At 72.3% G+C, this 21,394-nt stretch carries 24 protein-coding genes; 6 read left to right on the top strand and 18 right to left on the bottom strand.

Features of this window, described 5'->3' with window-relative positions; translation table 11 throughout:
- The first annotated feature begins 182 nt into the window (after positions 1–182).
- The gene (locus tag ABZT49_RS06330) at positions 183–767 is read left to right on the top strand and encodes an XRE family transcriptional regulator (RefSeq protein WP_355284473.1); all 585 of its coding nucleotides are present in this window, start codon (positions 183–185) and stop codon (positions 765–767) included.
- A 223-nt stretch (positions 768–990) separates the two neighbouring features.
- Here the strand turns inward: ABZT49_RS06330 and ABZT49_RS06325 are convergent, their stop codons facing one another.
- Complete coding sequence (locus ABZT49_RS06325) at positions 991–1,287, bottom strand: hypothetical protein (protein ID WP_355284470.1); 297 nt, start codon at positions 1,285–1,287, stop codon at positions 991–993.
- Positions 1,288–1,528: 241 nt separating this feature from the next.
- Here ABZT49_RS06325 and ABZT49_RS06320 point away from each other — a divergent pair, with 241 nt between their 5' ends.
- Both ABZT49_RS06320 and ABZT49_RS06315 read left to right on the top strand, forming a co-directional pair.
- Positions 1,529–1,915 carry a hypothetical protein gene (locus tag ABZT49_RS06320; RefSeq protein ID WP_355284468.1) on the top strand — a complete coding sequence of 129 codons (387 nt, stop codon included), beginning with the start codon at positions 1,529–1,531 and terminating at the stop codon, positions 1,913–1,915.
- Between the two features lie 227 nt (positions 1,916–2,142).
- A complete protein-coding gene (locus ABZT49_RS06315; protein ID WP_355284465.1) occupies positions 2,143–2,355 on the top strand; it encodes a hypothetical protein in 213 nt (70 codons plus the stop codon).
- On the opposite strand, the gene ABZT49_RS06310 is transcribed toward ABZT49_RS06315, so the two are convergent.
- The 9 genes from ABZT49_RS06310 to ABZT49_RS06270 all read right to left on the bottom strand — a co-directional run bounded on the left by ABZT49_RS06310 (position 2,331) and on the right by ABZT49_RS06270 (position 11,772).
- The gene (locus ABZT49_RS06310; RefSeq protein ID WP_355284463.1) at positions 2,331–3,017 is read right to left on the bottom strand and encodes a response regulator transcription factor; all 687 of its coding nucleotides are present in this window, start codon (positions 3,015–3,017) and stop codon (positions 2,331–2,333) included. The two genes, ABZT49_RS06315 and ABZT49_RS06310, sit on opposite strands and share 25 nt — an antisense overlap.
- Entirely contained in the window at positions 3,014–5,743 is a 2,730-nt protein-coding gene (locus ABZT49_RS06305; protein ID WP_355284460.1) for a sensor histidine kinase KdpD, read from the bottom strand. The genes ABZT49_RS06310 and ABZT49_RS06305 overlap by 4 nt, the downstream gene beginning before the upstream one ends.
- Positions 5,740–6,345, bottom strand: coding sequence for a K(+)-transporting ATPase subunit C (locus ABZT49_RS06300; RefSeq protein ID WP_355284458.1), 606 nt, complete (start codon positions 6,343–6,345; stop codon positions 5,740–5,742). Before ABZT49_RS06300 ends, ABZT49_RS06305 begins: the two co-directional genes overlap by 4 nt.
- A 12-nt stretch (positions 6,346–6,357) precedes the next feature.
- Positions 6,358–8,472: a potassium-transporting ATPase subunit KdpB gene (kdpB, locus tag ABZT49_RS06295; RefSeq protein ID WP_355284455.1), complete on the bottom strand. Its 2,115-nt coding sequence runs from the start codon at positions 8,470–8,472 to the stop codon at positions 6,358–6,360.
- A 316-nt stretch (positions 8,473–8,788) separates the two neighbouring features.
- On the bottom strand, positions 8,789–8,977 hold the full coding sequence (locus ABZT49_RS06290; protein WP_355284452.1) for a hypothetical protein: 189 nt from the start codon (positions 8,975–8,977) through the stop codon (positions 8,789–8,791).
- A 2-nt stretch (positions 8,978–8,979) separates the two neighbouring features.
- On the bottom strand, positions 8,980–10,698 hold the full coding sequence (gene kdpA / locus ABZT49_RS06285) for a potassium-transporting ATPase subunit KdpA (protein WP_355284611.1): 1,719 nt from the start codon (positions 10,696–10,698) through the stop codon (positions 8,980–8,982).
- A 29-nt stretch (positions 10,699–10,727) separates the two neighbouring features.
- A complete protein-coding gene (locus tag ABZT49_RS06280; protein WP_099905332.1) occupies positions 10,728–10,817 on the bottom strand; it encodes a K(+)-transporting ATPase subunit F in 90 nt (29 codons plus the stop codon).
- 252 nt (positions 10,818–11,069) lie between these two features.
- Positions 11,070–11,345: a hypothetical protein gene (locus tag ABZT49_RS06275; protein WP_355284448.1), complete on the bottom strand. Its 276-nt coding sequence runs from the start codon at positions 11,343–11,345 to the stop codon at positions 11,070–11,072.
- A gap of 115 nt (positions 11,346–11,460) precedes the next feature.
- Positions 11,461–11,772: a polyhydroxyalkanoic acid system family protein gene (locus ABZT49_RS06270; RefSeq protein WP_355284445.1), complete on the bottom strand. Its 312-nt coding sequence runs from the start codon at positions 11,770–11,772 to the stop codon at positions 11,461–11,463.
- A 304-nt stretch (positions 11,773–12,076) separates the two neighbouring features.
- Here ABZT49_RS06270 and ABZT49_RS06265 point away from each other — a divergent pair, with 304 nt between their 5' ends.
- Positions 12,077–12,253, top strand: a complete 177-nt coding sequence (locus ABZT49_RS06265) for a hypothetical protein (RefSeq protein WP_355284442.1) — start codon at positions 12,077–12,079, stop codon at positions 12,251–12,253.
- Between the two features lie 165 nt (positions 12,254–12,418).
- Here ABZT49_RS06265 and ABZT49_RS06260 read toward each other — a convergent pair whose 3' ends face one another.
- The gene (locus ABZT49_RS06260) at positions 12,419–13,714 is read right to left on the bottom strand and encodes an O-antigen ligase family protein (protein ID WP_355284439.1); all 1,296 of its coding nucleotides are present in this window, start codon (positions 13,712–13,714) and stop codon (positions 12,419–12,421) included.
- Positions 13,715–13,907: 193 nt separating this feature from the next.
- Here ABZT49_RS06260 and ABZT49_RS06255 point away from each other — a divergent pair, with 193 nt between their 5' ends.
- Positions 13,908–14,327 (top strand): hypothetical protein, encoded by a 420-nt coding sequence (locus ABZT49_RS06255; RefSeq protein ID WP_355284437.1) that lies wholly within the window; start codon positions 13,908–13,910, stop codon positions 14,325–14,327.
- Between the two features lie 108 nt (positions 14,328–14,435).
- Here ABZT49_RS06255 and ABZT49_RS06250 read toward each other — a convergent pair whose 3' ends face one another.
- The 5 genes from ABZT49_RS06250 to crtI all read right to left on the bottom strand — a co-directional run bounded on the left by ABZT49_RS06250 (position 14,436) and on the right by crtI (position 19,171).
- Positions 14,436–14,909: a hypothetical protein gene (locus ABZT49_RS06250; RefSeq protein WP_355284434.1), complete on the bottom strand. Its 474-nt coding sequence runs from the start codon at positions 14,907–14,909 to the stop codon at positions 14,436–14,438.
- An 18-nt stretch (positions 14,910–14,927) separates the two neighbouring features.
- Positions 14,928–16,127, bottom strand: a complete 1,200-nt coding sequence (locus ABZT49_RS06245; RefSeq protein ID WP_355284432.1) for an ABC transporter permease — start codon at positions 16,125–16,127, stop codon at positions 14,928–14,930.
- A complete protein-coding gene (locus ABZT49_RS06240; RefSeq protein ID WP_355284608.1) occupies positions 16,124–17,107 on the bottom strand; it encodes an ABC transporter ATP-binding protein in 984 nt (327 codons plus the stop codon). Before ABZT49_RS06240 ends, ABZT49_RS06245 begins: the two co-directional genes overlap by 4 nt.
- Positions 17,108–17,180: 73 nt before the next feature.
- Entirely contained in the window at positions 17,181–17,603 is a 423-nt protein-coding gene (locus tag ABZT49_RS06235; protein WP_355284429.1) for a DUF2141 domain-containing protein, read from the bottom strand.
- The gene (crtI, locus tag ABZT49_RS06230; protein ID WP_355284426.1) at positions 17,600–19,171 is read right to left on the bottom strand and encodes a phytoene desaturase family protein; all 1,572 of its coding nucleotides are present in this window, start codon (positions 19,169–19,171) and stop codon (positions 17,600–17,602) included. Before crtI ends, ABZT49_RS06235 begins: the two co-directional genes overlap by 4 nt.
- 320 nt (positions 19,172–19,491) lie before the next feature.
- Here crtI and ABZT49_RS06225 point away from each other — a divergent pair, with 320 nt between their 5' ends.
- Positions 19,492–19,779 (top strand): type II toxin-antitoxin system ParD family antitoxin, encoded by a 288-nt coding sequence (locus tag ABZT49_RS06225; RefSeq protein WP_355284423.1) that lies wholly within the window; start codon positions 19,492–19,494, stop codon positions 19,777–19,779.
- 41 nt (positions 19,780–19,820) lie between these two features.
- On the opposite strand, the gene ABZT49_RS06220 is transcribed toward ABZT49_RS06225, so the two are convergent.
- Together ABZT49_RS06220 and croR are read right to left on the bottom strand one after the other, a co-directional pair.
- Complete coding sequence (locus tag ABZT49_RS06220) at positions 19,821–20,621, bottom strand: RNA methyltransferase (RefSeq protein ID WP_355284421.1); 801 nt, start codon at positions 20,619–20,621, stop codon at positions 19,821–19,823.
- Between the two features lie 62 nt (positions 20,622–20,683).
- Positions 20,684–21,145, bottom strand: a complete 462-nt coding sequence (croR, locus tag ABZT49_RS06215; RefSeq protein WP_093565088.1) for a 3-hydroxybutyryl-CoA dehydratase — start codon at positions 21,143–21,145, stop codon at positions 20,684–20,686.
- Positions 21,146–21,394 lie beyond the last annotated feature (249 nt).

Raw genomic sequence — 21,394 nt, 5'->3', positions numbered from 1 at the left:
GCTCCACCGCCCCGCTTGCGCGCATCCCTGCCGCGATCGCGCCACTCTGCACCGGTTCTCACGGAAAGTGCGTCCGTGACAAAGACTTAGATGGAAAAACCTGGGGATGGCGCCGCCCGCCCCTTGTTCTCTACCCCAACGTCACGGGTGAGGCACGCGCGAATGCCGTGTAGGCTGCCGTCATGACGATGCCCGCGCCCGATCCCACCGACGGCCTCGCGCGCCGGCTGCGGCTGGAGCGCGAGGCGCGGGGCTGGTCGCTCGGCGAACTCGCGGCCCGCTCCGGCGTCTCGAAGGCGATGATCAGCAAGGTCGAACGGGCCGAGGCGAGCCCGACCGCGGTGCTGCTCGGCCGGCTCTCGGGGGCGTTCGGGCTCACCCTCTCGACCCTGCTGGCCCGGGCGGAGGGAGAGACGGGCCAGCTCGCGCGCGCCGCGGCGCAGCCGGTCTGGATCGATCCGGCGACCGGCTACCGCCGCCGGCAAGTCTCACCGCAAGTCTCGCCCCTGGTGGCGGAGAATCCCCTCGACCTGACCGAGGTGGAGCTGCCGGCCGGCGCCGAGGTCGCGTATCCGGCGGCGTCCTACGCCTTCCTGCGCCAGATGATCTGGATGCTCGACGGCACCCTGACCTTCCGGGAGGGGGACACCACCCACGTGCTCGAACCCGGCGATTGCCTGGCGCTCGGCGCACCCGCCGACTGCATCTTCGCCAACCGGAGCGGCCGGCCCTGCCGCTACCTCGTCGCCGTGGTGCGGCAGCGCTGAGAGCCTGACAAATTGGCTTCCGGAGGATTTTACACCCTCAGTGTCATCCCGGGGCTCGCCGAAAGGCGAGAACCCGGGATCCATAAACGCTGACGGTGCCGAACGAGACGGAACGCGATCCGCTCGATCCTGAAGCGTCAGCGTTTATGGATCCCGGGTTCCGCTTCGCGGCCCCGGGATGACGCTGAGGGTGTGAGTTGGCTCAGCCGACTCGAACAGGCACTCAGGCCGCGCGCCGGGCGAGGACGCTGCGGGCTTCGGCGCCGCCGCGCAGGAAGCCGTAGACCAGCACCGGCCAGCAGAACAGCAGCACCGCCAGCGGCACCGACATCTGCCAGCCGACGATCGCCCCGACGATTCCCGCCGCCGAGCCGACGAAGCGGAAATAGAACACCGGCACCGCGACCACGAGGGCGACGAGGACCGGCACGCCGAGCACCGCGGTCAGCCCGGCCTGCACCGCCAGGAGGTTGGTCACGCCCATGGCCAGGAACACCAGGAAGGCGGCAATCTGCGTCATTGGATCCTGCTCTCGCGCTCTGCGAACCGTGTGGGGCCACACAGCAGGCGAGCATGGCTTTTTGTGGGGCGCGACGGGCTTGGCGGCCGGACTTGGCGGCCGAGCGTGGCCCGCCCGCCACAGCCGTGCCGGCCGCGCCTTCATCTAACAGTCATCCCCTCCTCAGCCGCGCCGGCTTGGATCAGGTTATCCACAGCGCGGACGGCCACAGATCCGCGGGGGCGACAGTGCAGGGGGCACGATGGACGCGCGGGCGTTGCTCACCCAAGTCCAATCCAACATCGGGACGACGTGCGATCGCGCGGTACGGCAGGCATCATTGATCGAGATCCGCGAGCGGAACGGCTTGCCGACCGATCACGAGCGGCATGTCCTGCGCGGCATTCGCCTGTCGCTCGGCCTGGAATACCATCACGAGGACCTGCTGCTGGCCGCCATGGCGGACGAGACGCAGCCCGCCCCGCCGGCCCGCCGCGCCTGCCACCGCGGCGCAGGGGAGGATTGCCCGCTGCCGGTCCGCTGCTGCGCGATCCTGGCGGCGACCGTCAGGCTGCCGTCGCCGGCGGCCTTGTCGCCGGGAGTCTTGTCACAAAGAGCCTTGTCGCACTCGGCCGCCGCGCCGCGCTGATTCGCGAAAGACGAGCCCGCATCCGCCGCCCGCGGGCGCCCGGAAGCGAGGCGCCGCCGCCACAGCCGCCACCGACCCACCATCCCGAAAAGGGCCGCCCCTCTCGGGCGGCCGCCCCGTCCCGGACCTATCCCGGGGCGCTGTGGCGCCGGAGCACTGGCGGCCGGCCCGGGGCGGTCCTCTCGTACGGCGAGACCCGCCCACGGCGACACCAGGGAGCCGCCACCTTGCCCACCCCGTTGCCCGTCCCGTCGGATGCGCCGCTCTTCCTCCACCTCGCCGGATCGCTGGCCTTCGTGGCCGTCGCCGGCCGCGGCATCGGCTGGGCCCTCGACGCCTGGGTGCGGCGCGCGCCCGAGGCCGCGCCGCCGGCCGAGCCGGAGGACGCGGCCGGGACGGAGCCGGCGGAGCCGCCTCACTCCGGCGCCCGCATCCGGTAACCCACCCCGGTCTCGGTCAGGATGTAGCGCGGGCGCTCGGGCTCGGGTTCGAGCTTCTGGCGCAGCTGGCGCACGTAGACCCGGAGATATTGCGGGTCGGCGGCCGTGCCCCAGACCTCGCGCAGCAGGTGGGCGTGGGTGAGCACCTTGCCGGCATGGTGCACGAGCAGGCGCAGCACGTCGTACTCCTTCGGCGACAGCTTCACCTCGCGCTCGCCGACCCGCACGATCCGGCGCACCAGGTCGACCGAGAGCTCGCCGACCCGGAAGACCGGGCGCTCGCCGGCCACCGCGAGCTGGTGGCGCAGCGCGTTGCGCATCCGGGCCAGGAGTTCGTTCATGCCGAAGGGCTTGGTGACGTAGTCGTCCGCCCCGAGATCGAGCGCCTCGACCTTGCCGGCCTCGTCGTCCCGGCTCGACAGCACGATCACCGGCAGGTCGGGCTTCGCCGCGCGGATCCGGGCCAGGAGCTCGTGGCCCTTGATGTCCGGCAGGCCGAGATCGAGGATCGCCAGGGCGAAGGCCTCCCGCTCGAGGAGCTCCAGGGCGGTGCGGCCGTTCGGGGCCTCCGCCACGGCGTAGCCCTGGCTGCCGAGGCCCACGCGCAGGAGCCGGCGGATCGGCGGCTCGTCGTCGATCACCAGGATGCGGATGTCGGTCACGCGGCGTCCTCCAGGGCGGCGCGGGGCACCGGGACGATCAGGGTGAAGGCGGCCCCGGGACCGTCGCCCCGGTTGCGGGCGGTGATCCGCCCGCCCATCGCCTCGACGAAGCCGCGGGAGATGGCAAGGCCCAGGCCCGTCCCGGCCCGGACCCGGTCGCTCTTCCTCACCCGGTAGAAGGTGTCGAAGATCCGCTCCTCGTCGCCCGCCGGGATTCCCTCGCCCTCGTCGAGGATCCGAAGAGCGACCGCGTCGCCCTCGCGCCAGCCCTCGACCCGCACCAGGCTGCCCTCGGGGGCGTATTTGGCGGCGTTGTCGAGGAGGTTGAACAGCACCTGCTCCATCAGCACCGCGTCGAGACGCAAGGAGGGCAGGCCGGGCCTCAGCGCCAGCGCGATCCGGTGATGGGCGAGGATCTTGCCCGCCCGCTCCAGGGCCGTCGCGACGATCTCCGCAAGGTCGTGGGGGGCGAGGTTCGGGGCGAGCGCGCCGGATTCGAGCTTCGTCATGTCGAGCAGGTTGGCGATGAAGCGGTTCAGCCGCTCGGCCTCGTCGATCATCGTCGCGAGCAAGTCTCCTGTCGCCTCCGGGTCGAGGGCGTCGCGCAAGTCGCGCAGGGTCGTGGCCGCGCCGAGCACCGCGGCGAGGGGGGTCTTGAGGTCGTGCGAGAGCGACGACAGCAGGGCCTGGCGCAACCGGTCGGTCTCGGCCGAGCGCCGGGCCCGGTCGAGATCCTCGACGAGGTGGACCCGCTCGATGGCGAGCGCGCCCTGGTCGGCCAGCGCGTCGAGGAGGCGGCGCTGGTCGGGGGTCAGGAGCGGCCCCGGCTTGTCGCCGTCGAGACCCACCACCCCGACCATGCCGCGGCCGGTGCGCAGGGGGAGGAACAGGCGCTTGGCGCCCGGCAGGGTGTCGGCGCCGCGGCCCGCCGGGCGGCCGTGGTCGAAGGTCCACTTCGCCGCCGCGAGGTCGGCCTCGTCGAGGAAGTCCTCCGGGGGATAGCCCGCCATCACCGTGACGGTGCCCGGATTCGCCCCGTCCATTTGGGGCAGCAGCAGCACCACCCGCAGGCGCAGCATCAGGGCGATCTGGTAGGCGGTGGCCCAGAGCACGTCGTCGAGGGTGCCGCAGCCCGCGAGCTTGCGCGAGAAGCCGTAGAGCGCCTCCGTCGCCTTGCTCCGCGTGCGCGAGATCGTCGCCTCGGCCCGCACCCGGGCGGCGAGGTTCGAGACCACCACCGCCACCAGGGTGAAGAAGAACAGCGCGACGACGTTGGTCGGGTCGGCGATGGTGAAGGTGTAGAGCGGCGGCAGGAAGAAGAAGTTGTAGGCGAGCGACGAGGCCACGACCGCGGCGAGCGACGGGGTGAGCCCGAAGCGCACCGCCACCGCCACGACGGCGGTGAGGAAGACGAGGTCGGTGCTCTCGTGGCCGAGGGAGGATTGCAGCGCGAGACCGAGGCCCAGCGCGGCGGCGACCGCCGCGAGCGCCGCCGCGTAGGGCAGGAGGCTCGGACGGGGCGGGGCGGCGGTGGGCACGCCCTTGTGGGCGGCGGGTTCGCCTGCGACCTCCTCGCCCGCCACGACGTGGACGCTGATCGGGCCGGAGCGGCGCAGCAGGTCGTGCACCACCGAGCCGTTGAGAAGCTCGAACCAGCGCGAGCGGGTCGACTTGCCGATCACCACGTGGGTGGCGTTGTGCTCGCGGGCAAATCCCACCACGTCGTCGGCGATGCGGCCCTGGCTCGGCAGGGTCGCGGTCTCTCCGCCGAGGCGCTCGGCGAGCCGCAGGGTGTCGGCGATGCGGTCGCGCTCGGCCTCGCTCAAGCTGGCGCTGCGCCGGCTCTCGACCGTGAGCGCCGTGAACGGCGCCCGCAGCCGGTCGGCGAGGCGCTTGGCGTAGCGCACCAGCCCCGCCGAGCGCGGATCCTCGCTGACGCAGACCAGCACCCGCTCGCCCGCCGCCCAGGGGCCGGGGATGGCGTGGGCGCGCATGTGGGTGACGAGCTGGTCGTCGACCTGCTGGGCGGTGCGGCGGAGCGCCAGCTCGCGGAGCGCCGTGAGGTTGCCGGGGGAGAAGTAGTGCTTGAGCGCCCGCTCGGCCTGGTGCGGCAGGTAGACCTTGCCCTCCTGCAGGCGCTGGATCAGGTCGCCGGGGGAGAGGTCGATCACCTCGATGTCGTCGGCCCGGTCGAGGATCGAATCCGGCACCGTCTCGCGCACCCGGATCCGGGTGATCTGCGCCACCACGTCGTTCAGGCTCTCGACGTGCTGGATGTTGAGCGTGGTGTGGACGTCGATGCCGGCCTGGAGCAGCTCCTCGACGTCGAGGTAGCGCTTGGGGTGGCGCGAGCCCGGGGCGTTGGTGTGGGCGAGCTCGTCGACGAGGGCCAGCCGCGGTTTCCGGGCGATGAGCCCGTCGAGGTCCATCTCGGCGAGCGCGGCGCCGCCATACGGCGCGGCGCGGCGCGGCAGCACCGCGAGCCCGGCGACCAGGGCCTCGGTCTCGGGGCGGCCGTGGGTCTCGACCACGCCCACCACCACGTCGATGCCCTCGCGCAAGCGGGCATGCGCCGTGGTCAGCATCTCGTAGGTCTTGCCGACCCCCGGCGCCGCCCCGAGGAAGATTTTCAAGCGCCCGCGCCCGGGCGCCTCCCGGCGCGCCTGCGCCAGGAGAGCGTCCGGCGAGGGCCGCAGGCCCTCGCGTGAGGGCCTGTTGTCCCTCATCGACCCTGCGCGTCGAGGGCGCGGTTGAGGGCGAGGACGTTGACCCGGCGCTCGCCGAGGATGCCGAGGCCCGGCTCCCGGATCTGCCCGGCGACGAGGGCGCGCAAGGAATCCTCCGGGACGCCGCGGGCACGCGCCACCCGGGGCACCTGGAACAGGGCGGCCTCGGGCGAGACATCGGGGTCGAGGCCGGAGCCCGAGGTGGTGACGAGGTCCTGCGGCACCGGGTCGGCGGGGTTCTCGGCCTTGAGCGTCGCGATATCGGCCTTCACCCGGTCGATCAGCGCGGGGTTGGTCGGACCCAGGTTGGCGCCGCCGGAATTGGCGGCGTTGTAGGGCGAGGCCACCGTCTTCGCGGCGTCCGCCGGATCGGGCGCCACGGTCGCCGAGGGGCGGCCGTGGAAGTAGCGCTCGCTGGTGAAGCTCTGCCCGATCAGGGAGGAGCCGATCAGCGTGCCGTCGGCCGCGCGGATCAGGCTGCCTTCGGCCTGGTCCGGGAAGAGGCGCCCGGCGAGGCCGGTCATGGCGAGCGGGTAGGCGAGGCCGGTGACCAGGGTCAGGCCGGTGAGGAGCACGAGGGCGGGGCGGAGGTGCCGGAGCATGGCGGTATCCAATCAAGCCAGGTGGAGGGCGCTCACGGCGAGGTCGATCAGCTTGATGCCGACGAACGGCACCACGATCCCGCCGAGACCATAGATCAGGAGGTTGCGCCGCAGCAACGCGGCGGCGCCGACGGCGCGGTAGCTCACCCCGCGCAAGGCGAGCGGGATCAGCGCCACGATGATCAGCGCGTTGAAGATGATCGCCGACAGGATCGCGCTCTGGGGCGAGGCCAGCCCCATCACGTTGAGGGCCTGGAGCTGCGGGTAGAGCCCGACGAACATCGCCGGGATGATGGCGAAGTACTTCGCCACGTCGTTGGCGATCGAGAAGGTGGTGAGCGCACCGCGGGTCATCAGCAGCTGCTTGCCGATCTCGACGATCTCGATGAGCTTGGTCGGGTCGGAATCGAGGTCGACCATGTTGCCGGCCTCGCGGGCTGCCACCGTGCCGGTGTTCATCGCCACGCCGACATCGGCCTGGGCCAGCGCCGGGGCGTCGTTGGTGCCGTCGCCGCACATCGCCACGAGCTTTCCTTGCGCCTGCTCACGCCTGATCAGCGCCAGCTTGTCCTCAGGCGTGGCCTGGGCGAGGAAGTCGTCGACGCCGGCCTCCGCCGCGATGGCGGCGGCGGTCATCGGGTTGTCGCCGGTGATCATCACCGTGCGGATGCCCATCCGGCGCAGCTCGGCGAAGCGCTCCCGGATGCCGCCCTTGACGATGTCCTTGAGGTGGACGACCCCGAGGAGCTTGCCGTCGCGGGCGACCGCCAGCGGCGTGCCGCCGGCCTTGGCGATCTCCTCGGCGATCGCCCGCACCTCCTGGGCCGCCGCCGGATCGAGGCGGGGCTGGAGCACCCGGGCCGCGGCGCCTGCGCCGACGAGGGACGGGGCGGCTTCCAGGCTCGCGATCACCGCCTCGACCGCGCCCTTGCGGATCGACGAGCCGTCGAGGTCGATGCCCGACATCCGCGACTGGGCGGTGAAGGGCACGAAGGTGGCGGCGAGGCTTCCCATGTCGCGGGCGCGGATGCCGTGGGCCTCCTTGGCCAGCACCACGATCGAGCGGCCCTCCGGCGTCTCGTCGGCCAGCGAGGCGAGCTGCGCCGCATCCGCCAGCGTGCCCGGCGTGACGCCGCGGACCGGGCGGAACTCCGTCGCCTGGCGGTTGCCGAGCGTGATCGTGCCGGTCTTGTCGAGGAGCAGCGTGTCGACGTCGCCCGCCGCCTCGACGGCCCGGCCGGACATGGCGAGCACGTTGAAGCGCACCAGCCGGTCCATGCCGGCGATGCCGATCGCCGAGAGCAGCGCGCCGATCGTGGTCGGGATCAGGGTGACGAAGAGCGCCACCAGCACCGCGAGCGGGATCGCGCCGCCGGCGTAAGCGGAAAAGCTCGGGATCGAACCCACCGCGAACACGAACACGATGGTGAGGCCGGCGAGCAGGATGTTGAGGGCGATCTCGTTGGGGGTCTTCTGCCGGGAGGCGCCCTCGACCAGCGCGATCATCCGGTCGATGAAGGTCGAGCCGGCGGCGGCCGTGATCCGCACCCGGATCCAGTCGGAGAGCACCTGCGTGCCGCCGGTCACCGCCGAGCGGTCGCCGCCGGATTCGCGGATCACGGGGGCGGATTCGCCGGTGATCGCCGCCTCGTTGACCGAGGCGATGCCCTCGATCACCTCGCCGTCCGACGGGATCACGTCGCCGGCCTCGACCAGCACCACGTCGCCGACCTTGAGGCCGGCGCCGGGCACGGTCGCGTAGCCCTCGCGCGGGCCGCCGGGCGCGGCGGCGGGGCCGGCGAGCAGCTTCGCGGTGGTCTCGGTGCGGGTGCGGCGCAAGGAGTCGGCCTGCGCCTTGCCGCGCCCTTCCGCCACCGCCTCGGCGAAGTTGGCGAACAGTACGGTGAACCACAGCCAGAGGATGATCTGGCCGGTGAAGAACAGGTCCTTCCCGCCCGTGACGAGGTCGCGGAGGAACAGGATCGTGGTGAAGGCCGCCACGACCTCGACCACGAACATCACGGGATTCTTCACCATCTGGCGCGGGTCGAGCTTCAAGACCGCGCCGAGGCAGGCCGGCCCGATCAGGGCGGCGCTGAGGAGGGAGGATTTTTGGGACTGGGCCATGATCCTGGGATCCGGATGAGGCAACGATTTCACGAGGAGGGCGAGGCCGGCGGCAGCGCCCGGGAGTTTTTCGGTCGATCCAGGTTGGACGACGGTCCTTCCACCCTCAGGGTCATTCCGGGGCCGCGCAGCGGAGCCCGGAGTGCCGAAGGCACGCCCAGACGCTCAGGTGTTTCGGAAGAGGACTGCGCGCGTTCCGCTTCGTTCTGCACCACCTGCGGTTCTGGATCCCGGGCTCTCGCCTTGCGGCGAGCCCCGGGATGACGCGGAGGGTTTCAGGAGTGGGCGTGGGTACTCTTTGCCGATGCTGCTGATCTCACGGCGCCAGCGCCGCGCCACCGAGCATGATCGCCGCCCAGATCGCGCCGGTGCCGAGGAGTGCCAGACCGGTGAGCGCCAGGACGATGTCGCAAGGGCGTAAGTCCGACCGGTCGGGGCGCGGGCCGGAGCGCGGCCGGTGCCGGGAGAGCCCGCGGCGGAGGCGGGCGGCGTGAGCGGTGGTCATGGTCAGCCCCCCGCCGCCGCGAAGGTCTGGCCGGCCGCGCCCGCCAGGTGCTCGACGATCGGCCCGAGCGCCAGGGACGGGAAGAAGGTCAGGCCGCCGACGATCAGGATCACCCCGACGAGGAGCCCGACGAACAGGCCACTATCGGTCGGGAAGGTCCCGGCGGAGGTCGGCACCGTCTTCTTCGCGGCGAGCGAGCCGGCGATGGCGAGCGCCGGGATGATGACGAAGAACCGCCCGACCAGCATCCCCGCCCCGAGGGTCAGGTTGTAGAACGGGGTGTTGCCGGACAGTCCCGCGAAGGCCGAGCCGTTGTTCGCCGCCGCCGAGGTGAAGGCGTAGAGGATCTCCGAGAAGCCGTGCGGACCCGCGTTGGCCGGTCCCGCCAGCCCCGCCGGCAGCACGGTGGCGAGCGCGGTGAAGCCGAGCATCATCAGCGGCAGGCAGAGGATGGCGAGCATCGCCATCTTGACCTCGCGCGCCTCGATCTTCTTGCCGAGATATTCCGGCGTGCGCCCGACCATCAGCCCGGCGACGAAGATTGCCACCACCACGAAGACCAGCATGCCGTAGAGCCCGGCGCCGACGCCGCCGACGATGATCTCGCCGAGCTGCATGTTGACGAGCGGGATCAGGCCGCCGAGCGCCGTGAAGGCGTCGTGCATGGCGTTGACCGCGCCGCAGGAGGCGGCCGTCGTCACCACCGCGAACAGGGCCGAGCCGGGGATGCCGAAGCGCAGCTCCTTGCCCTCAAGGTTGCCGCCCTGGAGCCCCAGCGCGTTCAGGAGCGGGTTGCCGGCGCCTTCCGCCGCGTAGGTGATCGCGGTGCCGGCGAGGAACAGCACACCCATCGCGGCGAGGATCGCCCAGCCCTGGCGCTCGTCCCCGACCATGCGGCCGAACACGTTGGTGAGCGCCGCACCGAGCGCGAAGATCGACACCATCTGGATCAGGTTCGAGAGCGCGGTCGGGTTCTCGAACGGGTGGGCGGCGTTGGCGTTGAAGAAGCCGCCGCCATTGGTGCCGAGCATCTTGATCGCGACCTGGCTCGCCACGGGGCCGAGGGCGATCGTCTGCTTGCCCCCCTCCAGGGTGGTGGCCTCGGCGTAGGGCGCGAGCGTCTGCGGCACGCCCTGCCAGACCAGGAACAGCGTGTAGACGATGCAGAGCGGCAGCAGCACGTAGAGGGTGCAGCGGGTGAGATCGACCCAGAACGATCCGACGGTGCGGGCCGACGCCCGGGCAAAGCCCCGGATCAGCGCCACGGCCAGCGCGATGCCGGTCGCCGCCGAGAGGAAGTTCTGGTGCGTCAGCCCCAGCATCTGCGACAGGTAGGAGAGGGTGCTCTCGCCGCCGTAATTCTGCCAGTTGGTGTTGGTGACGAAGCTGACCGCCGTGTTGAAGGCGAGGTCGGGGGCCACCGCGCCCTGGTCGGCGGGGTTGAACGGCAGGAGGCCCTGGAGCCGCAGGATCCCGTAGAGCAGCACGAAGCCGGCGGCGTGGAAGACCAGCATCGCGCCGGCATAGGCCAGCCAATGCTGCTCGTGGGCCTCGTCGATGCCGGCGAGGCGATAGAGGCCGCGCTCGACCGGGCGCAGCAGGGGCGAGAGGGGGGTGCGCGCACCGGTGAAGACCCGGGTCATGTAGAGACCGAGTGGCTTCACCAGGGCGAGGACGATCGCGCAGAACAGCGCGATCTGGAGCCAGCCCGAGAGAGTCATGCCCGAGAGAGTCATGGGATGTGCCTCCTCTAGAACCGCTCGGGCCGCACGAGGGCGTAGGCGAGGTAGGCGAGCAGCCCGAGGGTCATCAGGCCGCCGAGCCCGTAATCGAGGGTCATCGCAGGCCTCCTCACAAGCGTTCGCACAAGGCGGCGTAGCCGAGGGAGAGGGCGAAGAAGCCCAAGCCACCGGCCAGCATCAGGAAATCGAACATGGGTGTCCCCGTCGGGCGGCGCGGGGAGTGATGGGCGCCGCCGCAATCGAACCGGACCGTGAGCCACGGTCCCGGTCCTGGAGATCCACCCGAACGCATAGGGATTCGAGAGGGGAGCGGGGGGCGCGGTATCAAGACGGCATAAAGACGGGCGGGATCAGGGGCGGCGAGCGGCCCGGACCGCCTCGCGCAGGCCGGCGCAGGCGTGAGCCTCGCCGCCGACGGCCTCGCAGGCGGCCTGCAGCGCCCGCCCGTCGATCCGCAGCACGCAGGTGGTGCCGTTCAGGAAGCCGTGGATGGAGAAGCCGCAGAGCCGGCAGGCGGCGCGCACAGGGACGAGCGCCGGCCGCCGCGCCCCGTCGCGCGAGGGCCGGACGCGGCGCAACTCCCCGGTCGCCGCGGCGCGCGCGCCGCATTCGCCAACCTCATCCATCGCGTTTCCCCCGGCGACACATCTCGACCGGGGGTCTCTGCGACCGGGGACAGGGGGAAACGATGCGGCCGGACGGGCCGCGATATCAGAATTCCATCAAGGCCGGACGCGGCGTTCAGGCCGCCAGGAGCTCCCCGCCCTTCTCGGCGATGACCTCGCGCACCTTGGCCGAGAAGACCCCGAGCAAGAGCGGCAGGCGGACCTCGACCCGGGCGGCCGCGTCCTCGACCGCGATGGTGCCGCTGACCGTCTGGCCCATGGCGCCGACCACGAAGGCGAGGGTGTCGCCGTCCCAGACCGGATCCTGCATCGTCAGGCCGGCCTTCTGGACGAGCTCCCGGCCCTGGCCGAGGCGGGACTCGATGCGCCGGCGCGCCTCGGCCCGGCCGATCTGGTGGGGAATCTCGACGACCAGGGGCTTTGCCATCACCGTCTCCGCGGCCCGCCGCACCCCCTCCGGGCCGGCATCAGGGCGCGATGCTCCGGCAGCGCCGAATCATCCTTGGTTGAAATTCACCATGCCGTCGGGGAATTCAATCCGGAGCGGACGCTGAGGCACCGGGGCGGGGGTGAGGGGCCGGTCTCAGGGACGCGACCGTTGCAGCCGGGCGTCACGCCCCGCACCATCCGGCCGGGACCGCCGAGGGGTGCTGTCCAAGCCGCCCGGCTTGGCGTAGGGGACCCGGGCGGGACGAGGGGCGCTTCAAGCGCCCGAAGAGCGGAGATGGGTCTTGAGCGCGATCGAGCGGGGAATCCTCGGCGCCATCGCCGTGTGCATCGCGGCCACGGCCGCCCTGTGGTGGCTGGCGATGCCGGACGAGCCGGTGCGGGCCCTGCAGGACGGCCTGGGCTCCGCCGCGCTCGCCACCATCATCGCGGGCGCGGCCGCCCTGCGCTCGCCCGAATGAGGGGCCGGTGACGCCGGCCGGGAAGCGCCTCGCCGCGCGCCTGGTGCGCTGGCTCGCCGCCGGATTCGTCGCCTTCGCGGTGCTCTGGATCGCCTTCCACCTGCGCTGAGGCGGGATGGGCTGCGGACGCGTGTCGGAGCCTGCCCGACCGGCTCCCTTGGCGTTTCAGGCCGGCAGCGCCACCGGCCGCCGCCGGTGCACCGCCCGGCGCTGCCCCAGCACCGCGCAGGCGCCGCCGAGGACGAACCACATGTACCAGGTCGGCACCAGATAGTAGAGCATGTTGTCCGAATACGCCATCGACAGGTAGCCGACCGTCATCGCCAGGATCATCCAGGCCCAGCGCTCGCCGCGAAGGATCAGCTTGCCCGTCAGCGTGATCACCCGGACGTAGAGCCAGAGATAGGCCAGGAAGCCGATCACTCCGGTCTCGAACAGGAACTGCACGTAGACGCTGTGGGAATCGATGGTGTCGTTCTCGAGCGGCAGCGGGAAGAACTGCGCGACGTAATGCCCGAAGCTCGACAGGCCCCAGCCGAAGAGCGGCCGCTCCCAGAACCAGGTCATGGCGCCCTGCCACAGCAGCATCCGGAAGGCGTACGAGTTCAGCTTCTCGTAGGCGTCCATGGTGTTGCCCTGCTGCAGGTCGGCGAGGCGCTCGGCGAGTTCCGGCACCGCCAGCAGCGCCACCGGCAAGCTCAGGAAGTAGAGCAGGGTGCGCCGGTCGAAGAGGAGCCCGTGGGTGAGGAGGATCAGGCCGGCGCCGGCCCAGGCGCTGCGGGTCTTGGTGAGCAGGATCAGCCCGAGCAGGACCGGGACGTAGAGCACCAGCGCCCGGCGCAGCCGCGGCGACAGGACGAAACCCTTGCCCGAGGCCTTGGCCGAACCTTTGCCCGTCAGCAGCGTCAGGACGACCGCCAGGATCGTCATCAGGTAGAAGGCGTAGATGTTGGGGTGCGGGAAGCTGCTGTAGACCCGGGTGCCGTCCTCGCCGAACTCCGCCCAGCCCAGGGCGAGCTGCAACCCCGCATAGAGCGTCGGGGCGATCGAGCCGGCGACGATGATCAGCAGGAAGCGGCGCAGGTCGGCGAGATCGCGCACGAAATAGAAGGCCAGGAGGCAGAAGGCGGCGTGGGTCGCCAGCAGCATCACGAGCCGGATCGCGGCGCCCGGATCCGGCGCGAAGCGCGAGGAGACCAGGCAGACCAGGAGCAGCGGCAGCCACAGGATTGCGGTGGGGCCCGGTCTCACCCGCGGCCGGGTCGCCACGCAGGCGACGGCCACCACCAGCACCGCGAGATTCACCGCCGCGCCGACACCCATGTCCTCGAGGCCGCCGACCTTGGTCAGGTTGAAGATCGGATCGAGGGCCGAGCGCGTCAGCAGCACCGCCTCGACGAAGCGCCGCGGCCCGGCGAACCAAGCAAACAGGATCAGGAGGGCGCTGGCGGCGATCAGCATCGGTCGTCCCACTCCCGGATTGGGGCCGGCGCCCTGCTTAACTGCCCCGGCGCTCGGGCGGAGCGCCGCAAAAGGGAGAGGCCTCCCCCGCAAGGCGTAAGCGTCGCGGGTTCCCGCTGCGGCAGGTGTCGCCCCGGGGCCGTGGTGCTGCTAAGCTGAGGCCATCCGAATCCGGACACCCGATCGATCGACGATGCGCCTCTGCCTCGCCTCCCTGCTCCTCCTCGGCGCGCTCGCCGCCCCGGCCCACGCCCAGACGACGGCGCCGGCCCCGAACCCGTTCGGCCCCGGCGCGGCGCGGCCGAACCAGGCGCCGCCGAACCCGCCCGCCATCCCGGCCAAGCCCGCGGCCCCGGCTCCCGCGGCTCCTGCGGCTCAGGCTCCCGCGACCGCGGCGCCGGCCGGCCAGCACGCCCCGGCCGCCGGTGCGGTCTTCCCCACTGCCGTCTCGCCGAAATACGCCAAGGAGCCGGCCGGCAGCGCCCGCCAGCACACCTGCCTCGACCAGTACAACGCCAACAAGGCGGCCGGCGGTGCCGGCAACGGCGGCCTGAACTGGATCGAGAAGGGCGGCGGCTACTACTCGGAGTGCAACAAGCGGCTGAAGGGCTGACGCAGCCCGCGGCGGCCGTCGTCACGGGACATAAGCGTCGAAGGAACGGTCCCATCGTGGGCCGCTCCCATGCCGAGACGAGGTGCCGTCGGGCGCACGGCTTCAGCCTCACGGTTGTGGCTGGGCACCCGACGGCATTGGCTTCGCTTTGCCCTGTTTCCTCTTCTCCCAGGCAAGCCGGACGATCGGACCCAACACGGCACCGACGGCCATGAAAAAGTAGAGCCAGGGAAAGAGCCGCTTGTGGATCGACACCGCGCGCCCGCACCGGTCGCCGGCGACGATCTCAATGGCTTGGCCCGGGTGAAACTTGAGGTCCGTCGGCCCGAGTTCGATCTCGTCCCGGCATTCGATCGGACCCGACGGCGCAGCGATGGCATATGAGACCTCGCCCATCGTTCTGCCCTTGATGAAATAGATCGGTCCGACGATGGCGGAGATCGTCGGCCCCGCCTCGACGCGCCGGCGCTCATCCGCCATCGTCCAGGACAGGGAGCCGAAAAGCAGCACCATGAAGATGTAGCCGGTGACCAGGACGGCGAGTGCGATGCGTTTCAGGCGGGAGGTTGCGGGCTTGCTCACACCACGGTCCCGCGCGCCTCACGCCCGCGGCGGGCCGGGGGCCGGCCGCGCCGTCAGCGCCAGCGCCGTGCCCAGACCCGCGACGGCGAGCCCCGCCAGCACCGTCCAGGCCGGCCAGGCGGCGCCGGCGCCCTCGGCCAGCGCCGCCTGGTAGGCCTCGATCGCCCAGGCATTGGGGGTGAGCCAGCCGAGGCTCTGGAGCCAGGGCGGCATCAGGAAGCGCGGCACCATGCTGCCGCCGACCGCCGAGAGCAGCAGCACCCCGAAGGTCGAGACGAGATGGGCCTGCTGGCGGGTGCGCGCCGCCGCGCAGGCAGCGAGGCCCAGGCCCGCCGCCATGGCGGCGACCAGCACCCCGGTGACGAACCACGAGACGGCGTGCGGCCCGACCGAGACGCCGTAGAGGAGCGCCGCCGCCCCGAAGATCAGCGCCCCCTGCACGACACCCTGGAGCACCAGGAACAGGAATTTTCCGAGCACCACCACCGGCAGGCCGCCGGGGGCGGCGGCGAGGCGGTCGGCGATGCCGGACTGGCGCTCCTCGACGAGCGACAGGGCGCCCTGCATGGCGGCGAACAGCAGGAACACCGCCGCGATCGCCCCGGCATAGTAGGCGACCCGGGCGTTTCCGCCGTGCCCCTCCGCCGTCGAGACGCGCGCCACCAGGGCGGCGAAGGAGAAGGCCTCGCGCTTCTCGCGGCTCTCGGCGAAGGCCTTGTCGAGGAAGGCGCGCTCGTCCGGGCCGATCTTGCCGGTGCGCTCGACGTCCGCGACGACCCGCGACAGGACCACGTCGGGCAGCGCCTCGTTGAGCACCCGTTGCACCTGGCCGAGCGCGATCGGGGTGGCCAGCGCCCGAGCCGGGCTCTCGACGACGAGGATCGGCGCGTCGCTGGTGCCGCTCCCCGCCGCGAGGTCGCCGCGCAGGACCAGGGCCACGTCGACCTCGCCCCGGCGCACAGCCGCCACGGGATCGCCGTCGAGGAGCGCGATGCGCAGGGCCGGATCGGCCTGGAGCGCGGTCACGAGGCGGCCGGTCGTGGCGGTGCGGGCCTGGTCGAGGAGCCCGACCTGGATGCGGATCCGCTCGCCGACGGCGCCGGAGAAGATCGCCGCGAAGACGCAGAAGATCACGGTGGGCAGCACGAAGGCCATCACCAGGGCGGCGCGGTCGCGCCACAGGGTGAGCAGCATCACCCGGAACGCGGCGACGATCATGCGGGGACCTCGGCGGGGGCGGGGACGGGATCGCCGGGCGTCTCCCCCGCCGTCACGTCGCGGTAGAGCCCATCGAGGCCCGGCTCGCGCACCCGGATCTCCCGCACCGGCACTCCGTGGCGACGCAGATGCGCCAGCAGGGCCGCGCCGTCGCGCCCGCCCGCCGCCGCGTCGCCGGCGCGCCAGGTCGCCCGCCACGTCAGAGGGGAGGCCGGATGGAAGCCCGCCTGGCGCAAAGCGGCGGCGGCGGTCGGACCGGCGGCCTCGGCGAGCGCCACCTCGTGCTCGGGGGGGCCGTCCCGCAGGCCGGCGAGCAGGTCGGCGAGGCGCCCGTCGAGGCGGAGAGCGCCGTCCTGGAGCACCAGGACCCGGTCGGCCAGGCGCTCGGCCTCGGCGAAGTCGTGGGTGGCGATCAGCAGGGCGGCCCCGGTCGCGGGCAGGCCTTCGAGCACGGCGTGGATCGCCGCCCGGGCGGCCTGGTCGACCCCTTGCGTCGGCTCGTCGAGGAGGACGAGGGCGGGCTCGGCGAGCAAAGCCACCGCGATGTTGGCCCGGCGCTGGTAGCCGCCGGAGAGCACTCCGACGAGGCGGCCCGCCACCGCCTCGAGCCCCGCCCGCGCCAGGGCCCGGACCACCGCCGGCTCCCGCGTCGCCCGGGGCAGGCCGGCGAGGCGGGCGAACACTTCGAGGTTCTCGCGCACGGTCAGGCGCGGATAGAGGGCGATCTCCTGCGGCACCCAGGCGATGGCGCGCCGCACCCCGGCCTCGCGCGCGGGATCGCCGCCCGACACCCGCACGCTGCCGCCGTCCGGGATGAGGCGGCCGGCCAGCAGCCGCATCAGCGAGGTCTTGCCCGCGCCGTTGGGGCCGAGCAACGCCACGGTCTCGCCCCGCGCCAGGACGAGGTCGACGCGATCGAGGACCCGGCGGTTGCGGTACGAGAAGGTGAGGTCGCGGACGCGCGCCGCTGGATCGGGCATCATGCTGTCAGATCAGCAGAGCTTTGCGGCATTCCGAGGGAGTGCCATCGGCGGGGCATGTTCAGCCCGGCGCCTACCGCGCCGGCAGGGCGCGGGTGAGCCGCACCCGCAAGGCGGTGCCGGGCTCCGCGAGGCGGAAGGCGGCGGCGGAGAAGTCCGGGCGGCCGCGACGGCCGGCGCCGTTCGAGAAGCCGTAGGGCTCGGTCGGCAGGCCCAAGCCCGTGCGGCCGAGGCGGCCGTCGCCGTCGAGATCCTGGAACGCCGCCACCGCGTAGGTGCCCGGCGGCACGTCGGAGAAGCCGAAGCGCAGGCTCTGGGCCACGGCCGGGCCGCTCTGGCCGATGCGGCAGGATTCCTCGGCGAGCGACCCGGTGCAGAGCGCGACGAAGACCCGGCCGGCCCCCGGCTCGACCCCGTCGACCTCGACCGAGAGGCTCGCCGCCGCCGCCGGCGCGGCCAGCACGGCGAGGAGGGCGGCGATGCCCAGGCCCCTCACGAGGCCTCTCCGAGGCTCGCGGCGGGGCTGAGCGGCATGCCGCGGGAGGGCACCGGCTGGAGCGCCAGGTCCTCGGCCATCAGCCGCGCGGTGATGCGGGCGCCTTCGTAGATCACCGGCAGGCCGGAGCCCGGATGGGTGCCGCCGCCGACGAGGTAGAGCCCGGGGCCGAAGCGGTTATGGGGCCGGAAGTAGAGCATCTGGCCGAGATCGTGCGACAGGTTGAAGGTCGCGCCCTCGTGGACCGCGAACTCGTCGCGCCACTGGGTCGGGTCGACCACCCGCTCGTAGCGGATGCGCGACTCGATGTCGGTGAGCCCGAGCTTCTCCAGCCGCTTGAGCACCAGGGCGCGGTAGGACGGGCCGACGGTGGCCCAGTCGATCCCGGCGCGCAGGTTCGGCACCGGCACCAGCACGTAGAGGCTGGTATGGCCCGGGGGCGCCATGCCGCCGTCGGTATAGCCGGCATGCTGGACGTAGATCGAGGGCTGCATCGGCAGCACCCCGTCGGAGACCTCGCGGATGTTGCGGGCGTAATCCTCCGACAGGAGGATGGTGTGATGGCCGAGGCTCTCGGGCATCGATCCCTCGATGCCGAGATAGAGCATGTAGGTCGAGCAGGAGAGGCGGGCCTTCTCCACCTTGGCGTTCCGCCAGCGGGGCCGGCGCGCTTCCGGCACCAGCTCGGGCACGACCTTGGCGAAGTCGCCGTTGATGACGACCGCGTCGGCGGCGATGCGCTCAGCCCCGACCTCGACCCCGACGGCCCGCTTGCCCTCGAACAGCACCCGGTCGACGGCGGTGCCCAGCTTGATCTCGACGCCCATGCGGCGGGCGAGCCCGGCCATCGCCTCCGAGACCGCGCCGCAGCCGCCCACCGGGTGGTAGACCCCGTGCTCGTATTCGAGGAAGCTCAGGATGGTGAACAGGCTCGGGCACCGGAACGGCGACATCCCGAGGTATTTGGTCTGGAACGAGAAGGCGAGGCGGACCCGCGGGTCCTTGAAGTAGCGCGATAGGTCGCGGTCGACGGTGGCGTGCGGGCGCAGCAGCGGCAGCGCCGCCAGCATCGCCGGGGAGACGAAGCTGCGCAGCGAATCGCAGGCCTGCTGCAGCACCGGGATGAAGGCCGCGAGCTTGTGACGGTTGTCGTCGAGGAAGCGGCGCACGTTCCTCGCGTCGAGCGGCGCGATGCGGGCGATCTCGGCCTCGAGGCGTTCCACGTCCGGCGTCGCCCGGATCTCGCCGCCGCCCTCGAAGACGAGGTGGTATTGCGGATCGAGCCGCTCGAGGGTGAGGTGGTCCTCCAGCCGCTCGCCGCAGGATTCGAAGATGTCGGCCAGGATGCGCGGATAGAGGAAGAAGGTCGGCCCGATGTCGAACCTGTAGCCGCCCGGCGCCGTGACCGTGCGGGTGCGCCCGCCGACGCACTCTTCCTTCTCGATCACCGTCACCTGCACGCCGTCGCGGGCGAGCATCAGCGCCACCGCGAGGCCGCCCGGCCCCGCCCCGACCACCACCGCCCGCCGCCCCGACAGGGTGCGGTACCCATCCCGCGGCTGCAACAACGCTCCACCTCCTGCCTGACCGACGACGGGTCACCCGTGCGTACGGCCTAGTTGTGGTGCACGGCCTTGAGCCGGCAATGGCTGCGCATTGTCGCGGTGGGGGCGGGTGTGGATATTTTCCTGCGGTGTGGCGGGGCAGAAGAGCGGCGGGAGGATGTCCGGTCGTGCCCCGGACCCGCCTTCGTCGATCGAGTGCAGCGACAGCGCTACGACCCGGAGGCCGACCGTTCGCCGGCGACGCGCCGCGGCTAAGGCCGCCCGTGGATGGTCGTAGGATTGAGTCGTATTGCGTAGAACGCTTGCCTCAGAGGATACGAGCCATGCGAACCACCCAAGCCCTCAGCATCACCCTGCCCCATGAGATGGCGCAGATGATCAAGGACAAGGTTGCATCGGGAGAATACGCCACCGAGAGCGAGGTCATCCGCGACGGTCTGCGGGCTCTTCAGGCCCGCGATGCAGCGGTGGAGCTTTGGCTGCGCGAGGATGTCGCCCCGGTCTTCGATCGGGTGGCCGCCAGGACGGAAACCTTGGTGCCGGCCGATGAAGTTCTGGGTGGCGCGGCCCGCCGCTACCAAGCACGGAAGGCCGGAACCGGCAAAATCTGATGGCGCGCCGGGTCCTGTTCTCGACCCAAGCGCGGGCGGAACTAGCCTCCTGCCAGCCGCCCCCCGCCGAGCCGGTGCAGGGCCACCGCCCCCGCCACCGCGACGTTGAGCGAATCGACCCCCGGTGCCATCGGGATCGCCACCCGGCGGGAATGGGCCATCAGCGCCTCGGGCAGGCCGGGGCCTTCCGTGCCGAGCAGCAGCAGCGCGCGGGGCAGGGGCGGCAGGGTCGTGATGTCCTCGCCGCGCGGCGAGAGGGCGACCGGGACGAGTTCATGGCGCTCGCACAGGGCCAGCAACGCGTCGCCGGTCGGCACCCGGGCGAAGGGCACGGTCAGGCTGGTGCCGGCCGAAACCCGGATCGCCTTGCGGTAGAGCGGATCGCAGGTCTCGGCATCGAGGAGCAATGCGTCGGCCCCGAAGGCGGCGGCGTTGCGGAAGATGCCGCCGACATTGTCGTGGTTGGCGAGCCCCACGAGGCCGACGAGCAGCGCCGGGCCCGCCGGCACCAGGGAATCGGGCGACGGCTCCGGCCCGCGCAGGCCCACCGCCAGCACGCCGCGATGGATCGGAAAGCCCGCCACCGCCCCCATCACGCCCTTGGCGGCGAGGTAGACCGGCGCGTCGAGGCCGTCGAGCGCCGGCGCCAGCCCGGGCAGGCGCTCGCGCGAGAGCAGGACCGACTCGATCCGGAACCGGGCGCCTCCTGAGAGCAGCACCCGCAGCACCACCTCGCCCTCGGCGATGAAGCGCCCCTCGCGGCCGACGAGGTCGCGCTCGCGCATGTGCGTGTAGGCGGAGAGACGCGGGTCGGCGGGGTCGTCGATCGGGATCGGGGTCATCGTCCGCCCGGGCTACCCTGAGCCCGGACGTCCATCAACCCGGACTTCGCTCATCCCTCGGCTCACCCCTTGCGGGCGGCCAGCGGATCGGCCTCGGCCTTCGTCGGCACCTTTACCAGGGCCTCGCCGTCGAGCACCGTCTCGCCGTTGACGGCGCAGATGCAGGTGAGCCGCGCGCGGCGGCGCTCCGGCACCAGCTCAGCCACCTCGACGGTGACGTCGACGGTGTCGCCGATGCGCACCGGCGCGCGGAAGTTGAGGCTCTGGCTGATATAGACCGCGCCCGGGCCGGGCAGGCGGGTGCCGAGCACCGCCGAGATCAGCCCTGCGGTGTAGAGGCCGTGGGCGATGCGGGTGCCGAACGGCGTGCGGGCGGCGAAGTGCTCCGAGAGGTGGATCGGGTTGCGGTCGCCGGTGATCTCGGCGAAGCCCACCACGTCGGAGGCCGCGATGGTCTTGGACAGCGTCTCGGACAGGCCGACGCTCAAATCCTCGAAGTACAGCACGCGCAGTTCGGGCATCATCGGCGTCGCTCCCGGTCGTTCTTGTGTCGCGGCCGCGAGGGACGGCCGGCGGCTCGCGGCTCCGCCGATCCCGGCCAGGATCCCCGGCGTCGCACGGGACGGGGGCGGAAATCCAGTGGCGAAAGGTCGGAGAGGGAGGGGCGGGGGGGGGGGGGGGGGCGGGGGGGCCGGCGCCCCCCCCCCCCCCCGCGCCCCCCCCCCCCCCGCCCCCCCCGCGCGCGCCCCCCGGCCCGGCCCCGGGGGGGGGCG

The organism is Methylobacterium sp. EM32 (assembly GCF_040593685.1).
Classification (GTDB): Bacteria; Pseudomonadota; Alphaproteobacteria; order Rhizobiales; family Beijerinckiaceae; genus Methylobacterium.
This window is presented reverse-complemented; position numbering and strand designations above follow the sequence as displayed.

What these genes read in the sequence shown, in the direction of transcription:
- ABZT49_RS06330 (WP_355284473.1), top strand. Translation starts at nt 183, where the DNA reads ATGACGATGCCCGCGCCCGATCCCACCGACGGCCTCGCGCGCCGGCTG.
- ABZT49_RS06325 (WP_355284470.1), bottom strand. Translation starts at nt 1,287, where the DNA reads ATGACGCAGATTGCCGCCTTCCTGGTGTTCCTGGCCATGGGCGTGACC.
- ABZT49_RS06320 (WP_355284468.1), top strand. Translation starts at nt 1,529, where the DNA reads ATGGACGCGCGGGCGTTGCTCACCCAAGTCCAATCCAACATCGGGACG.
- ABZT49_RS06305 (WP_355284460.1), bottom strand. Translation starts at nt 5,743, where the DNA reads ATGAGGGACAACAGGCCCTCACGCGAGGGCCTGCGGCCCTCGCCGGAC.
- ABZT49_RS06300 (WP_355284458.1), bottom strand. Translation starts at nt 6,345, where the DNA reads ATGCTCCGGCACCTCCGCCCCGCCCTCGTGCTCCTCACCGGCCTGACC.
- kdpB (WP_355284455.1), bottom strand. Translation starts at nt 8,472, where the DNA reads ATGGCCCAGTCCCAAAAATCCTCCCTCCTCAGCGCCGCCCTGATCGGG.
- ABZT49_RS06290 (WP_355284452.1), bottom strand. Translation starts at nt 8,977, where the DNA reads ATGACCACCGCTCACGCCGCCCGCCTCCGCCGCGGGCTCTCCCGGCAC.
- kdpA (WP_355284611.1), bottom strand. Translation starts at nt 10,698, where the DNA reads ATGACTCTCTCGGGCTGGCTCCAGATCGCGCTGTTCTGCGCGATCGTC.
- ABZT49_RS06280 (WP_099905332.1), bottom strand. Translation starts at nt 10,817, where the DNA reads ATGACCCTCGATTACGGGCTCGGCGGCCTGATGACCCTCGGGCTGCTC.
- ABZT49_RS06275 (WP_355284448.1), bottom strand. Translation starts at nt 11,345, where the DNA reads ATGGATGAGGTTGGCGAATGCGGCGCGCGCGCCGCGGCGACCGGGGAG.
- ABZT49_RS06270 (WP_355284445.1), bottom strand. Translation starts at nt 11,772, where the DNA reads ATGGCAAAGCCCCTGGTCGTCGAGATTCCCCACCAGATCGGCCGGGCC.
- ABZT49_RS06260 (WP_355284439.1), bottom strand. Translation starts at nt 13,714, where the DNA reads ATGCTGATCGCCGCCAGCGCCCTCCTGATCCTGTTTGCTTGGTTCGCC.
- ABZT49_RS06255 (WP_355284437.1), top strand. Translation starts at nt 13,908, where the DNA reads ATGCGCCTCTGCCTCGCCTCCCTGCTCCTCCTCGGCGCGCTCGCCGCC.
- ABZT49_RS06245 (WP_355284432.1), bottom strand. Translation starts at nt 16,127, where the DNA reads ATGATCGTCGCCGCGTTCCGGGTGATGCTGCTCACCCTGTGGCGCGAC.
- ABZT49_RS06240 (WP_355284608.1), bottom strand. Translation starts at nt 17,107, where the DNA reads ATGCCCGATCCAGCGGCGCGCGTCCGCGACCTCACCTTCTCGTACCGC.
- ABZT49_RS06225 (WP_355284423.1), top strand. Translation starts at nt 19,492, where the DNA reads ATGCGAACCACCCAAGCCCTCAGCATCACCCTGCCCCATGAGATGGCG.
- ABZT49_RS06220 (WP_355284421.1), bottom strand. Translation starts at nt 20,621, where the DNA reads ATGACCCCGATCCCGATCGACGACCCCGCCGACCCGCGTCTCTCCGCC.
- croR (WP_093565088.1), bottom strand. Translation starts at nt 21,145, where the DNA reads ATGATGCCCGAACTGCGCGTGCTGTACTTCGAGGATTTGAGCGTCGGC.